The sequence below is a fragment of the Pedobacter nyackensis genome (assembly GCF_900176505.1).
GTDB lineage: Bacteria > Bacteroidota > Bacteroidia > Sphingobacteriales > Sphingobacteriaceae > Pedobacter > Pedobacter nyackensis.
On record NZ_FWYB01000003.1, the window covers coordinates 331,710 to 344,470 of the forward strand.

Annotated in this window: 12 protein-coding genes and 2 tRNA genes; 4 read left to right on the forward strand and 10 right to left on the reverse strand. The window is 40.1% G+C overall.

The annotated features are described in order from the left end of the window. Window positions 1-46: 46 nt before the first annotated feature. The 3 genes from B9A18_RS09385 to B9A18_RS09395 all read right to left on the reverse strand — a co-directional run bounded on the left by B9A18_RS09385 (window position 47) and on the right by B9A18_RS09395 (window position 2,083). Window positions 47-991 carry a nitrilase family protein gene (locus B9A18_RS09385; protein ID WP_084289012.1) on the reverse strand — a complete coding sequence of 315 codons (945 nt, stop codon included), beginning with the start codon at window positions 989-991 and terminating at the stop codon, window positions 47-49. A gap of 230 nt (window positions 992-1,221) precedes the next feature. Further along, a tRNA-Asn gene (locus B9A18_RS09390) sits at window positions 1,222-1,295 on the reverse strand. A gap of 263 nt (window positions 1,296-1,558) precedes the next feature. Further along, the gene (locus B9A18_RS09395; RefSeq protein ID WP_159452622.1) at window positions 1,559-2,083 is read right to left on the reverse strand and encodes a CHRD domain-containing protein; all 525 of its coding nucleotides are present in this window, start codon (window positions 2,081-2,083) and stop codon (window positions 1,559-1,561) included. 138 nt (window positions 2,084-2,221) lie between these two features. On the opposite strand from B9A18_RS09395, the gene B9A18_RS09400 reads away from it, so the two are divergent. Beyond that, complete coding sequence (locus B9A18_RS09400) at window positions 2,222-2,872, forward strand: sigma-70 family RNA polymerase sigma factor (RefSeq protein ID WP_084289014.1); 651 nt, start codon at window positions 2,222-2,224, stop codon at window positions 2,870-2,872. Window positions 2,873-2,916: 44 nt separating this feature from the next. Here B9A18_RS09400 and B9A18_RS09405 read toward each other — a convergent pair. Continuing rightward, window positions 2,917-2,993: transfer RNA gene (locus B9A18_RS09405), tRNA-Asn, on the reverse strand. 141 nt (window positions 2,994-3,134) lie between these two features. Here B9A18_RS09405 and B9A18_RS09410 point away from each other — a divergent pair. Continuing rightward, window positions 3,135-4,055: a PfkB family carbohydrate kinase gene (locus B9A18_RS09410; RefSeq protein WP_084289015.1), complete on the forward strand. Its 921-nt coding sequence runs from the start codon at window positions 3,135-3,137 to the stop codon at window positions 4,053-4,055. A gap of 55 nt (window positions 4,056-4,110) precedes the next feature. On the opposite strand, the gene B9A18_RS09415 is transcribed toward B9A18_RS09410, so the two are convergent. Then, on the reverse strand, window positions 4,111-4,350 hold the full coding sequence (locus B9A18_RS09415; protein ID WP_084289016.1) for a cytochrome b5 domain-containing protein: 240 nt from the start codon (window positions 4,348-4,350) through the stop codon (window positions 4,111-4,113). Then, window positions 4,343-5,023 carry a lycopene cyclase domain-containing protein gene (locus tag B9A18_RS09420; RefSeq protein ID WP_084289017.1) on the reverse strand — a complete coding sequence of 227 codons (681 nt, stop codon included), beginning with the start codon at window positions 5,021-5,023 and terminating at the stop codon, window positions 4,343-4,345. The genes B9A18_RS09415 and B9A18_RS09420 overlap by 8 nt, the downstream gene beginning before the upstream one ends. A 69-nt stretch (window positions 5,024-5,092) precedes the next feature. On the opposite strand from B9A18_RS09420, the gene B9A18_RS09425 reads away from it, so the two are divergent. Both B9A18_RS09425 and B9A18_RS09430 read left to right on the forward strand, forming a co-directional pair. Beyond that, entirely contained in the window at window positions 5,093-5,995 is a 903-nt protein-coding gene (locus B9A18_RS09425) for a pirin family protein (RefSeq protein WP_084289018.1), read from the forward strand. A gap of 128 nt (window positions 5,996-6,123) precedes the next feature. Beyond that, complete coding sequence (locus B9A18_RS09430) at window positions 6,124-7,137, forward strand: zinc-binding dehydrogenase (RefSeq protein ID WP_084289019.1); 1,014 nt, start codon at window positions 6,124-6,126, stop codon at window positions 7,135-7,137. On the opposite strand, the gene B9A18_RS09435 is transcribed toward B9A18_RS09430, so the two are convergent. The 4 genes from B9A18_RS09435 to B9A18_RS09450 form a co-directional block, all read right to left on the reverse strand. Beyond that, window positions 7,134-8,024, reverse strand: a complete 891-nt coding sequence (locus B9A18_RS09435; RefSeq protein ID WP_084289020.1) for a sterol desaturase family protein — start codon at window positions 8,022-8,024, stop codon at window positions 7,134-7,136. The genes B9A18_RS09430 and B9A18_RS09435 overlap by 4 nt on opposite strands. A gap of 9 nt (window positions 8,025-8,033) precedes the next feature. Next, entirely contained in the window at window positions 8,034-8,831 is a 798-nt protein-coding gene (locus B9A18_RS09440; protein WP_159452623.1) for a DUF4249 domain-containing protein, read from the reverse strand. Window positions 8,832-8,897: 66 nt separating this feature from the next. Further along, on the reverse strand, window positions 8,898-11,543 hold the full coding sequence (locus B9A18_RS09445) for a TonB-dependent receptor (protein WP_084289022.1): 2,646 nt from the start codon (window positions 11,541-11,543) through the stop codon (window positions 8,898-8,900). A gap of 183 nt (window positions 11,544-11,726) precedes the next feature. Beyond that, window positions 11,727-12,716, reverse strand: coding sequence for a FecR family protein (locus B9A18_RS09450; protein ID WP_084289023.1), 990 nt, complete (start codon window positions 12,714-12,716; stop codon window positions 11,727-11,729). Window positions 12,717-12,761: the final 45 nt, after the last annotated feature.

Below are 12,761 nucleotides of genomic sequence, written 5' to 3' on the forward strand. Positions count from 1 at the left end.
TTTTTTCTTCTTCTGGTGCCATTGACATAAGTTTCTAAATTTGGAATTATTTCAGCCATGAAACGTTCTGCTCACTTTTATGTTTTTCACCTATGATGCCCCCATATAGCTCCGGTCTTCTGGCCATGATGTATCTTGAGCCGCCGGCATCGGTAAGTTTTTCAGGATCTATTTCCGCGACTGAAATTTCATTATCTAAAGATCTGCATTCCGCTATGATCTCCCCAAAGGGATCCAAAATCATGGAACAACCATTTTTCAACTGGTCGTCGTCCATCCCAATAGGATTTGAAAATACGGCGTAAACAGCATTATCATACGCTCTTGCAGGCAACCACTTCATCAACCATTTCCTGCCTTTATCACCGTCAAATTCTTTCCTCAGTAACTCGGCGTTTGCATTTTTATCCCTCCACAGGCTAGCGTCAACAAATCCCGCCCCAGGTCTGCTTGATGGCGTACACATCGTTACATGCGGCATAAAAATTACCTTGGCTCCTAAAAGTCTTGTCGCTCTTACATTCTCAATAATGTTATTATCGTAGCAAATTAAAATCCCACATTTCCAGCCAAGCAATTCAAATACAGTATAGGCAGACCCTGGCTTGATATAAGGGTTAATAAACGGATGTAACTTGCGGTGACTAGCGATTAAGCCATTCCCATCTACACATACATATGCTTTATAGAGCTCATTGTTTTCATCCTTCTCAAATAAACCTGCAAGAATAACAATTCCATATTTCTTTGCAAATCCAATCAGAGCAGCTACGCTCGGCCCATCTGGTATGCTTTCACTAAGCGCCAACATTTGCTCATAGCTAAGGTTTCTTGCAAACGTATAACCTGTAATCGAACATTCATGAAAGCTGATAACATCAGCTCCAGTCTCCGCGGCTTGTCCGGAAAGCTGTTCAATCATTTTAAGATTATATTCTTTGTCGCCACTTTTGTTCTCAAACTGTGCAGTAGCTATTTTTATTTTTTTCATGACACAAAACTATCTCTCATCCTTCAACAATGATTGGAAAACTCCGACAACTGTAAACATATGATTAAAAAGCTATATTGTTGGAAATTAAGATTCAGCCCTAAAACCGCAAAAAAAATTAATTGCAAGCTTATTTTACTTTTGTACTTCCGTCATTGTCTTAAAACAATTATTGAGATGGGCCTTGAAAAGAAAAGGCAAGCGACCGTTTTACCGTGCTTGCCTTTTTGCTCCCTCTGCTGGGCTCGAACCAGCGACCCTCTGATTAACAGTCAGATGCTCTAACCAGCTGAGCTAAGAAGGAGTGCTGGTTGCCAAAACGTTGTTTGCTGTCCTTTAAGACAAAAACGTATGTTCGTTTTGGGACTGCAATATTAAGGATTTTTGATGAAAAGGGCGATAAGAAATGTAAAATAATATCAGTTTTTCTTTCCTATGCTTCTATTTGTTTGAAACTCAAGCCTTCTTCTGTTGGATTAATATAAAAAAAGCCCCTCGGTTTTTTGGAATGCCCCCATAAGTGTCTAACTTTTTGGGGCATTCCATTTTACGAAGAGGCTTTTCTGGTTAATATGGATTGCCTGGATTCGGACTGCTAAAAATGATATTGCCTCTTATTTCTCCGCTAGGAAAGGCCGCACTATGTACATTTATATACCATTTTCCTGCTAATAACTGATTGGCTTCTGCATCAGTGAGCACACGGGTAGTTCCATTTAAGGTACCTGTATTGCCTATGGCAAATCCGGTAATGGGAATGACCACAGGTGAGCTGATTGTTGCGCTTCCATTTTCAGCTCCATGAAAGTGCATGTCGGTGGTTACTGATACTGTACTGTTTAATATCCAGTTAATCTGATAGGTTATCATTTTGGTGTTAGTATTGTAAGAAACAGTGGCAGTTCCACTTCCAGCCGTTGTTATTGCCGGAACCTCAGCCCCACCGCTCAGTACAACATTTGCTGTCCGGATTGGGTCCTGAACGACCGGTTTCGATCTGTTTTTTTTGCAAGCTCCTAGAGCTAATACACTAATAAATACTATGAATAGTAATTGTTGCCATCCCCTTGGGGTTAAAAAAAACTTTTTCATAACTATAGATGTTTTTGTAATTGATTTACTGTTGCTATCCAGTTTAAGTATTTCTAACATTAATTAGATTAGCCAATTGTAAATCGGTTACTTCTTTTTATCCAAGAATTGCAATCTTTTCTCATTTCAAAATCATAAATGAACACATTTAAAGGACTTCGGTCCCAACAGTTTTCAGAGACAGAGTTGATTAGTCTCATCATTAGTGGACAAAAGAGGCTTTTTGAATATATCATGCGAGGGTATAATCAACGGCTGTATAGGATTGGTATGTCTATTCTTCATCGTGATATTGATGTGGAAGATATGATGCAGAACACTTATCTTAAAGCTTATGAACATTTGAATGAGTTTGAGCAAAAATCTTTATTGGGCACCTGGCTTACCCGGATCATGATCAATGAATGCTTATTGCAAAAGAAAAGAAGTCAGCATTTTGATACAGAAAGTGCTGAAAGCTATTTGGAGAGTAAGTCCGACCTTCAAACTCCAGAAAAGATTCTGATTAATAAGGAGTTGGGGCAGCAACTTGAAAATGCTATAAGAAAGTTGCCTGAACAGTATCGCTTGGTATTTGTGTTGCGTGAGATCGAAAATTTATCCGTGAAGGAAACAGGGAAGGCCTTGAATATTGGAGTCTCAAATGTAAAAGCCTCTCTTAGTCGTGCTAAAATAATGCTTCGTAAAGATTTAATTGGGTATTTAGGCGAAAATATATTTAAGCTTCATCGTTCCCGTTGCGACAAAGTCGTAAATCATGTCATAAATAAATTAGATATTTCTGCATAGAAACCAAAAAAGCCTTTCAGTTTGCACTGAAAGGCTTTGTAATTTGGCTCCCTCTGCTGGGCTCGAACCAGCGACCCTCTGATTAACAGTCAGATGCTCTAACCAGCTGAGCTAAGAAGGAGTGCTGGTTTGCCAAAACGTTGTTTTCGAACCGTTAAAGAATGAAAACGTTTGTTCGTTTTGGGAATGCAATATTAGGGGTTTTAATTTATTTATGCAATATTTGTAACGAAAAAAAATAAAAAAATAATAAATAATTCATATGAGCCTGATAATCATAGGTACTGTGGCGTTTGATGCCATTGAAACTCCCTTCGGGAAAACAGATAAAATAGTAGGTGGAGCCGCAACTTACGCTAGTTTGGCCGCTTCTTACTTCTATGATAAAGTAAAAATCGTTGGAGTTGTAGGTGATGACTTCCAAAAAAGTGACATTGATACTTTTAATGAACATGGTATCGACACGGAAGGATTGCAGATTAAAGACGGCGAGAAATCGTTCTTCTGGTCGGGTAAATATCACAATGATATGAACAGCAGAGATACTTTAGTTACAGAATTAAATGTATTGGCTGATTTTGATCCGATTATTCCGGAGAGTTATCAGGACTGCGAATTTTTAATGTTAGGTAACCTGACTCCAATTGTTCAGCAGACAGTAATCAACCGTTTGGATAAAAAACCTAAGCTGATTGTATTAGATACGATGAATTTCTGGATGGACATCATGATGCCTGATTTATTGGAAACCATTAAAATGGTAGACGTATTGACCATCAATGATGCAGAAGCTCGTCAGTTATCAGGAGAATACTCTTTAGTAAAAGCTGCAGAAAAAATCCTTCAGATGGGACCGGAATATCTGATCATTAAAAAAGGTGAGCACGGTGCTTTATTGTTCCATGAAGATAAAATCTTCTCGGCTCCTGCACTTCCATTAGCTGAAGTTTTTGATCCAACAGGAGCTGGTGATACTTTTGCAGGCGGTTTTATTGGTTATATGGCTAAAGTAGGAACCGTTAACTTCAATAACATGAAGAATGCGATTATTTTCGGTTCAGCATTAGCTTCTTTCTGTGTAGAGAAATTTGGAACAGAAAAAATTCTGAACCTTACTCAGGAAGAAGTTGCAGCACGCGTACAGGAATTTGTAAGCTTAAGCTCGTTTACCATCGAAGTGTAAGGAGTATCGATCATTACATAGAAAAGGCTACTCAGTGTTGATGAGTAGCCTTTTCTTATACAAACAGTTTTCCAACTGCCTCAAACTTCTCAAATACGGTTTCCGTATGCGGAGCGTCAAATAGCTCTTCCGTCAAATCCTGCCCGGCCCAATGTTCGTAGTGTTTGCCATTGCGCCACAACCTACTTTCGGTAACATCATAAATCACACCCTTAAGGGCTACCCATATTTCGGGCTTGTCCTGCCCGTTACGTAACGCAAGCTGTTGTTTGGTGTATAACGGCAGATTATCCATTAACTTTAGCCATTTTGCTTTTAAAAAACTCAAAAAGGTATACCGTCATCAAAAGCATTCCCATAAAGTAAAAGTAGGCCTCGATAGGGAGATGGACCACATATAATTTCAAACTCGCTTTTTCATTAAAAATCAGGATGGATTGATTTTTAATGATTATGCATACCAAATAAAAAGGGATCAGCAAAGCCACATAGGCTCTGTAAAAGCGATACATGAACCTCAATTTATTTTTATACTCAACGTACAGCAACAGCGTAAGTAAAACAAAGAAGGTAGTTGCAGTGTACCATTTCAGATAGCCGAAAAACAATAAGGCAATGCAAACACCCAGTAAGAGGTTGCTGATGGATAAACTGAATTTTTCAAAACGGTTATCCGGGAACCGGTTGTTCAAAAAGCTGTATAGGTATAAGCTGGCCGCAGGAGCAATAAAGCAAAGCAGTATGCCTTCAATAGGTAGTCCCGCTACATTGTAGCCACTTAATAGGTTAGCATTGGCAGACATGATTCCTAATGCTGTAAATAGCAATGCAAAGAGGGAAAATAGAATTCCCGTTAAACAAACTGCGGGAAATACTGTTTTCATATAATCGTTGTTCATAAATGAGGATAAATTCAGGCTCAAAAGTAACAATTTGTGTAACAGCTGCAATTTCTTTATGTTTATCATTATTCCTAAGGCAATAACCGTTTAATTTTCTGACTAGGAATAAATCAATATTTTTATAAGTTTTAAATCATGTCAAACATCAATCTGATAATTGAAGAGCGCCCCGCCAGTATAGGTAGCTTTATGGTGGGTCGTTTGCTGCCTTTTCGGGAGAAAAGAATGGTAGGTCCTTTTGCATTCATCGACCATATGGGGCCGGTGTGTCTGAGTGATAGTGAAAATGTCGATGTTCCCCCACACCCGCATATTGGGTTGTCAACGCTAACCTATTTATTTGAAGGGAGTATCATGCATCGCGATAGCATGGGCAATGAAGTGGAAATAAAACCCGGTCAGGTAAACTGGATGACTGCAGGGAAAGGTATTGTACATTCGGAAAGAACACCGGGCTACCTTCGTAACTCTGATAAAATGCTACATGGCTTGCAGATCTGGGTGGCATTGCCTAAAGAACTGGAAGAAATGGAACCTGAATTTTTCCATGTGGAGGAAGCGGGTATGCCGGAATGGACAGAGCAAGGTGTGCATTTTAAACTGATAGCAGGTGAAGTATTTGGAAGGAAATCAGCGGTTCCTGTTTATAGTCCGCTTTATTTTATAGAGCTAAAATCAACCGGCCGGCAGTCGGTTAAAATAGGGGAGCATTTATTTGGCGAGAGTGCACTATATATCCTTGATGGAGGCATAGAGGCCGAAGGCAACACTTTTAGTCCTAAGCAACTTCTTGTAGCAAAAGACAGCAAGCTTTGTGCATTTGATATGCTGGAAAATACCACCATTTATATTTTTGGTGGTGAACCCTTGCCTGAAGAACGGATCATTTATTGGAATTTTGTAGCTACAACGCCTGAGCGGATTGAAGAGGCTAAAACAATGTGGCTCGAGCAAACCTTCCCTCCGGTGCCCGGAGAGACGGAGTTTGTTCCACTTCCTCTACAAAATAAAAATATAAAACCTCAACATCCTAATTAGAAAATATACTACCTATTTTTACCCTAATGAACCCGACATGCTTAGAATATTTTAATCATGCCGGGGTCCATCTGACAATTAAACCGCAGGAGGCAGCTTGAAGGCAAAAAAAAACAATAAATAAATAGATGAAAGCAGCATACTTAGAAGGAAACACCCAGCCATATATCGTAAAAGAAATTCCAACTCCTGTTCCCACTGATCAGGAAGTTTTAATAAAGCTGGAGTATTCTGCTTTTAATCAAAGAGACATCAGGGTACAAAAGGGTATTTACGCCGGGGCTCCCTTGCCGGAAGGTGGATTGGCAATTGGCTCTGATGGCTATGGTAAAGTTGTAGAACTCGGTAAAAATGCAGATCCATCCTGGTTAGGGAAATCGGTTGTGATTAACCCGGGACGTAATTGGGGAGATAACCCTGATGCTTTTGGTCCTGATTTTACAATAATGGGGTCTCCTGATCAGGGAACTTTTGCCGAGTATATTGCGGTTGATCAGCAATATATCCAGGTAAAACCAGCGCATTTAACAGAAGAGGAGGCTGGTGCTTTGCCTTTGGCCGGATTAACCACTTATCGTGCGGTGTTTACCAAAGCCAGACTGAGGGCCGGTGAAAAGGTTTTAGTAACGGGTATAGGTGCGGGGACAGCGTTGCTGGCACTAGAGTTTGCCATTGCAGCAGGTGCCGAAGTTTATGTAACATCTGGTACCGAAAGTAAGTTGCAAAGGGCTATTGCTATGGGCGCAAAAGGCGGATTTAATTATAAAGATGAAGATTGGGCTACACAAGCCAATGCGAAGACGGGGGGCTTCGATGTCGTACTAGATAGTGCTTCGGGTAAGGGTTTTGCTAAGTTGATAACTGTGCTAAAACCAGGTGGCCGACTGGTATTTTGGGGTGGCACAGACGGGCCCATCGAGAATATTGTTCCTGCCAGTATCTATTGGAAAAACCTGTCTATTTTGGGAACTACATTGGGCAACAACCAGGAGTTTGCTGACATGCTCGCTTTTTCGGAAAAACACAACATAAAGCCGGTTATTGATAAGGTATTCCCATCCCTGGCTCATGCGCAGGAGGCTGCGGAGTATTTGGCTTCAGGTGCACAGTTTGGGAAGGTCGTGCTACGGAATATAGTTTAACTTTGTTCCAGCAGCTGTCGCTGCATTACTTTTGCAGTTTGTGTACTGCCATCATGGCTCCATCCGGGAGGGTAAATAAAATATTTAATCTTATCTATTAACCTGGATGCCTTTTTAACATCGGCCATTAATGCTTTGAATTCATGAAAAATGATGTTCACTGCACCGGTGTCTTTGGGTTGCTTGGTTAGCCCATATATCACATCTTCCTCGGGTAGTTCCTCTTGGAATGTGCCGAAAATCCGGTCCCATATAATAAGTACCATACCCATATTTTTATCCAGATAACGCAAGTTTCTGGCATGGTGTACGCGATGGTGGGAGGGGGTTACAAAGATGTATTCGAATACAGGATGTAATTTGCCAATGGTTTGCGTATGTACCAGGTTGCCATAAATCTGGGTAATGAGGTAGGCAAAAAGGATGTCGAACGCATTGAAACCCATAAAGGCTAAGGGAAGATAAAAGAATACCCGATATAAGGGCTCAAAAACGGTAGATCTGAAGCCCGTTGTGAGGTTGAAATACTCAGATGAATGATGGGTAACATGCATGGCCCAAAAGAACCGTACGTAATGTCCTGTATAGTGTAGCACCCAATAGAGGAAGTCCTGTACAAGGATTAACATAATCCAATACAGGTAAAGGTTCGGGATTTGAAACAACCGGTAGTGCCTGTATACATATTCCAATAGCATAAATGTGCCTGCCTTAGTGCTCATATTTACTAAAAAGGCAGCCGTCATCAGGTATATGTTGGTCAGCGTATCACGCCCACGATAGTGTTTTCTATCGTGAGCGTAACTGAAATACATTTCAATTAAACTGAGTAAAGCAACAAAGCCGAATAAAGTAATTATAGCTATGTTTTTATCTAATTCAGTCATCTTTTTAGATTAAGGTATTGTTATTGTTTTTCGTTGTACGGTATGCGCACTAAAAAAGCCAATTGCACCACCACTGATGTTGGTTAAGGGATTACTTGGAGCGGCACCATTATCAGATCCGTTTGCATCAAACAGGCTAAACAGATAAGTATAAACGGCTGGATCTATACAATGCAGCTCTGCAGTTAATTTATCTCCCTTTTTAAAGTTTAACGCCTTGTTTTTTGTATTATTTTCAAACGGCAGGTAGTCGTTAATTTCCCGACCGTTACTAAAATCATCATTTATCACTCTATATTCTTTCTGGATTTTGTCGTTAACGAACTGTTGAAACCAGTAAAAGTTTTTAGTCTCTAAAGGGTCCTTAAATTTCACCATTGGCGTTACTCTTATTGTGTCGTAATCATTTGGCTTGAGGGTGAAATCAATAAAAGGAACAACTTGTGGCATGGTACTGCTAGCTTTGAATAACTCATCTTTGATGCTAACGGTTAAATTATAGGTTTCGCCAGGCGTACCATTAATAGCGGCAGTTTCGTAAATACCCTTTCCTGTTTCAGTTAACACAATAGTAATGCCTTTGTTTTCAATTTTTACCAGGGCACCACTGATTCCATTAAATTGATTATCATCACTAAATGCTTTGGTTTCGCTGATCTGTATTTTGGAGATGCCCGGCTCGTTCGTAATGATACCTTCAATAACATATTTTGGCTCGTTTTCCTTGAGCTTAAGGTCTATGGCTTTTTCGCATGACCATTGTATCGAAATCATCAGCAAAATTATAATGGGAAGTATTTTTTTCATTAACATGTAATTTGATTTTTAATGGTGATGAAGCGATCATGTGCTGTACATGATGATTTCATATTGTTAAAATTTAAAATTATAGGAAACTGATGGAACGAACCTAAATAGGGTTGTTTTTATGGCTTCCGTTCTATTGGGGTCTGTTTCTTTATCTTTAAAGACAATGCGGAAGGCGTTTTCTCTGCCATAGGCATTGTAAAGACTAAAGTTAAGTTCCGATGAGTATTTTTTGGTCTGCTTTAATAAGCGTGTAGCCCCCAGGTCGAGGCGATGATAGCTCGGCATCCGATCGGCATTACGCTCCGAAAAATAGAAATAACTATGACCAAGTAGCTTGTACTTTCCAGTAGGGAAGGTTACTGCATTTCCGGTTGCAAATACCCAGTTGGCAGAGAGCGACCATTTTTTACTGAGTTGGTACATACTCACCAATGAAATGTCGTGTGTTCTGTCTTGCCTTGCATTGTACCAGTTGTTATCGTTAATGCCATCAATTTTTCTTTCTGTTTTAGATAGAGTATAAGCAATCCAGCCGGTTAGCTTCCCATTTTTCTTTTTCAATAAAAATTCTGCACCATAGGCTCTTCCTTTTCCATAAAGCAATTGGCTCTCTATAGGTTTATTGGTGTAAATATCTGCTCCATTTCTATAATCGATCTGGTTTTGCAGGGTCTTATAATAGGTTTCAACTGTTAGTTCGTAATTGTCATTAGCGAGGTTTTTATAGTAACCTAAGGATACCTGATCGCTCAGTTCGGGCTTAATGATGTTGGTGCTGGCCACCCATCTATCCGTTGGGGAAGAAGCATTGGAGTTAGAGATGAGATGCAGGTTTTGTGCATTCCTCACATAAGAGGCCTTAATGGAGGTTGAGCTGTTTAACTGTAAGGCTGCAGCTAGCCTTGGTTCAAGGTTTACATAGGTTTTTACAATCTCACCACTTTCATAGCTGGTAGTTCCGGTTACATTGCCAGCTGGATCAAGTGTAAAGTATTCGCCTTTTCCAAGGATACTGAAGGCCGAAACGCGCAATCCATAAGTGAAACTCAAAGTATTGTTTGCTTTCCAGGTATTGCTGGCATAAACGGCATTTTCGAGTGAGTATCGGTTTTGAAGATCCTGTGATATAAGGCCTGAGTTGCCTGAGGCCCGGACTTCACCAGGTTTAATGGTATGGTAGATGGAGTTCAGTCCAAAACTTAATGTGTTCTTATCATTGGCATACCATTGCAAATCTTCCTTAAAGTTCCAGTCTCTGATCTGAGAAAACAGGCTTAAAGAGCTTTCATCATCGGTCGACTGGATTTTATAGTTGTAGTTGCTGAATATTAAGGAGGTGTTTGAGAACAGCTTGCTGCTAAAAACATGGTTCCATCTTAAGGTTGATGTTGCATTTCCCCAATCTATACCTGCTACCTTGTCTGCACCCAGCACATCCTTGCCAAAATAGCCCGAAACAAACAAGCGGTCTTTATTGCCTAGTATATAGTTCGCCTTCAGGTTAACATCGTAAAAATAAAGCTTGGTATCTTTGGTAGCTGAGTCGCCGGAAAACTTGAGAAGCATATCGGCATAGGTTCTTCGTGCAGAGATCAGGAAGGATGATTTTTCCTTTTGTATCGGTCCTTCAATATTTATTCTGGCTGCAATTAATCCCACACCACCATTTACGCCAAACTTCTGGTTATTCCCATCGTTCATTTTTACGTCGAGTACTGAAGATAAACCACCTCCATATTGTGCCGGCATTCCGCTTTTGTAAAGTGTAACGTTTTTAATGGCGTCGGAATTAAAAGTAGAGAAAAATCCAAGCAGGTGAGAAGCATTGTAAACGGGAGCTTCATCTAAAAGGATCATATTTTGATCGGCACTACCTCCGCGCACAAAGAAACCGCCGGTTCCTTCGCCCGAAGTTTTAACGCCCGGTAAAAGCTGAAGGGTTTTAATCACATCGCGTTCTCCAAGTAGCACGGGTACGTTTTTGGTTTCGCTGATGCTTAGACGCTCCATTCCCATCTGTGGGTTTTCAATGTTTCTTTTAGACGGGTTTGAGGTAATCGTTACTGTTTCCAACTCATTCATATCATCCTCAAGGGGTATGTTTAAACTGGTGTTTTTAGTCAGTTCTATGGTGTTTTTATAGTTTTTTGAGCCAATAGCATTTACAGTGATGGTATAACTACCTACAGGCAGACTGAGGGAGTAAAAACCATACTCATTGCTTGATGTAGCATAGTTGGTTCCGGCTATGCGGACAGTGGCAGCAATAAGGGTTTCGCCAGTACTCGCCGATTTAATAATACCACTTAAAGTCCGTTTGCTCTGATGTTGTGCCGGATTTGCCGCCGGTTCGGCATCCGGCTTTTTTTCTTTACTGGTATTAAATCGTATAAAAACATCCTTACCCAAAGGGCTAAATTGTATGGGATGCCCTTCAAATGCAGCATCCAATGCTTCAGAAAGGGTTTGGTTTTTAGCATCAACATTGATTTTTATTTTACTTTCGGCTATCTGTTCGTTGTAGGTGAATTTAACTTTACTTATCGCACTGATCTTATCCAGAGCCGCTTTTAAGGGCTCCTCTTTCAGTGTAATGGTGATTTTCCTGGTAAGCGGGCTTTGCGCCATAACCTGGATTTGTACAATGAGAAGCAGTAGCAATATTATAGCAATGCCTGTCAGGAACCTGATTGGTCCATTTGATTTCATATAGATGTTGGTGTGTTAGTGTTATTAAGCCTGGTAATTTATTTCTACTACTGCATCATAAATTCATGCAGGATTCATAACTTTATAATTGAATATTGATTTATCTGCCCTTTAGTTCTCAAGGCTTGGGCATTTTAAATTGATTTAGATACTTGCCTGGTTGTGTAATTCATTGCCAGGCATTTATTTTATAATAACATAGTGCCCTCCATTTTTCTTCCATTTAGCTTCCATTACTATACATAGTTTACTTAAAGTCTCTTCTAGCGGATCTGTCATGTTCAGATTTCCATAAAATGTTTTTTCAGAGAAATCTGCGTCAAGCTGAATTTTAATGTTGTACTGGTTTTCGAGGTCTCTTGCAACTTCTTCGAGGGTTGTTCCATTATATTCGTACAGGCCTAATCGCTTATTTAGGAATGTTGCAGCATCAGGAAAGTCTACTTTTGTGATACTCGATGTGGCTTTATCAATAATAATTCGTTGATTGGCAGTTATGGTATCCCTGCTGGTATTGTTTTGGTCATTTAGCGTCACAGCTACTTTACCGGTAACAAGGGTTATATTTATCGTATGTTGTTGCGTAAATGCAGTAACATTAAAGCTGGTGCCCAGAACGGTTGTGCTAACGTCCCCACTTTTAATGATAAAGGGATGTTTTGCATCATGGCTTACTTCAAAAAAGGCCTCGCCATCAAGGGACACAAGCCTTTCAGTACCTGAAAATTTATCGGGATAACCAAGTTTACTGTTCGGACTTAGCCATACTTTTGTGCCGTCGGCCAGTTGTAATTGCATGCGTTTGCCGGAAGCATTTGCAAATTGATACTTAGGATTGGGATTGAGTAATCCTGTAATAGCTGATTTGTAAAAATAGATTCCTGTAAAGATTAAAAGCGTGGCAGCAACACCAATCCACTGCTTTAAACCAAAAGAAGATCTTCTGGTTGGAGCGATTCTGATTTCTTTAGCTGCTGTTTGAAGGAAAGGAGGAATCAGACCTGTTTCAGGTAGGGCGTTGGTTTGATCCCAGGTGTTTGACATTAGCGCCATCATTTCCTCATCGCTATGGCCCTTGTCTAACAGCGCAAAGAACGCTTTAAGTTCTGCAGCGTCACACTGATTGTTTAAGTACAGGTTGTATAAGTGTTTAAATTGCTCTTTTTCTTCCACGATTTAATAATTAGGCGGCTGCGGTTAGGCTGCCCGTTTATTACA

Excerpts from the sequence above, each read along its gene's own strand:
- B9A18_RS09425 (WP_084289018.1), top strand. The coding sequence starts at position 5,093 with ATGTCAAACATCAATCTGATAATTGAAGAGCGCCCCGCCAGTATAGGT.
- B9A18_RS09410 (WP_084289015.1), top strand. The coding sequence starts at position 3,135 with ATGAGCCTGATAATCATAGGTACTGTGGCGTTTGATGCCATTGAAACT.
- B9A18_RS09385 (WP_084289012.1), bottom strand. The coding sequence starts at position 991 with ATGAAAAAAATAAAAATAGCTACTGCACAGTTTGAGAACAAAAGTGGC.
- B9A18_RS09435 (WP_084289020.1), bottom strand. The coding sequence starts at position 8,024 with ATGACTGAATTAGATAAAAACATAGCTATAATTACTTTATTCGGCTTT.
- B9A18_RS09395 (WP_159452622.1), bottom strand. The coding sequence starts at position 2,083 with ATGAAAAAGTTTTTTTTAACCCCAAGGGGATGGCAACAATTACTATTC.
- B9A18_RS09445 (WP_084289022.1), bottom strand. The coding sequence starts at position 11,543 with ATGAAATCAAATGGACCAATCAGGTTCCTGACAGGCATTGCTATAATA.
- B9A18_RS09420 (WP_084289017.1), bottom strand. The coding sequence starts at position 5,023 with ATGATAAACATAAAGAAATTGCAGCTGTTACACAAATTGTTACTTTTG.
- B9A18_RS09400 (WP_084289014.1), top strand. The coding sequence starts at position 2,222 with ATGAACACATTTAAAGGACTTCGGTCCCAACAGTTTTCAGAGACAGAG.
- B9A18_RS09440 (WP_159452623.1), bottom strand. The coding sequence starts at position 8,831 with ATGAAAAAAATACTTCCCATTATAATTTTGCTGATGATTTCGATACAA.
- B9A18_RS09430 (WP_084289019.1), top strand. The coding sequence starts at position 6,124 with ATGAAAGCAGCATACTTAGAAGGAAACACCCAGCCATATATCGTAAAA.
- B9A18_RS09415 (WP_084289016.1), bottom strand. The coding sequence starts at position 4,350 with ATGGATAATCTGCCGTTATACACCAAACAACAGCTTGCGTTACGTAAC.